This window comes from Corallococcus sp. RDP092CA, from assembly GCF_041903675.1.
Taxonomy (GTDB): Bacteria; Myxococcota; Myxococcia; order Myxococcales; family Myxococcaceae; genus Corallococcus.
Genome location: NZ_JAYESI010000105.1, coordinates 1 through 855 on the forward strand (window position 1 = coordinate 1; position 855 = coordinate 855).

Annotated in this window: 1 pseudogene; it reads left to right on the forward strand. The window is 69.4% G+C overall.

From position 1 onward, the window contains the following. Positions 1-16: 16 nt before the first annotated feature. Positions 17-837 (forward strand): annotated as a pseudogene (locus U8525_RS34360) (IS5 family transposase). The last annotated feature ends 18 nt before the right edge of the window (positions 838-855 follow it).

Sequence of the window (855 nt, forward strand, 5' to 3'; positions counted from 1 at the left end):
CGGATGTTAGGAGGGCATGAGCCGAGGAGAGCTGACAGACGCGCAATGGGAGCGGTTGGCCGGACTGCTGCCGCCCCAGAAACCGGCCCGGGGCCGTCCCAATAAGGACCACCGCGAAGTGCTCAACGGCATCCTCTGGGTTTTGCGCACCGGAGCGCCGTGGCGCGACGTGCCCCGGGAGCAGTTTGGCAGTTGGAAGACGCTCAGCAGCCGCTTCTACCGATGGCAGGAAGCGGGAGTCTGGGCTCGAGTGCTGCGACAGCTGCAGGCCGAGGCGCACGAGGATGGTCAGCTGGACTGGGCGCTGCACTTCATGGATGCGAGTGTCATCCGTGCCCACCAGCACGCGGCCGGCGCCCGGGGCACACCGGCTAAAGGGGGGAGGCCGAAGCGCTTGGCCGCAGCCAGGGGGGCTTCTCCACCAAGCTGCATGTCCGGGCGGAGGGCCAGGGCCGGCCGCTCGTCTTCGAGCTGACGGCAGGCCAGCGCCATGAGACGCAAGCCTTCGAGGCGTTGATGGCCGGCGGCAGCGTGCCCCGGGCGCACTCCCCGGGCGCGCCGCGACGCTTGCCCGATGCTCTGGCGGCAGACAAGGGCTACAGCTACAACAGCCTGCGCGCCTGGTGCCGCGAGCACGGGGTGGAGGCCATCATCCCCACCCGCTCGGACCAGCCCCGCCAGCGCACCTTCCCACGCGCCGCCTACCGCAAGCGCTGCCGCGTGGAGTGCCTCTTCAGTCGCTTGAAGCAGAACCGGCGGGTGGCGACGCGCTACGAGAAGCGCGCCGCCAACTACCTGGCGATGGTCCACATCGCCTCCATCCGCCTCTGGCTCTAATTTGCGGACACGACCTAG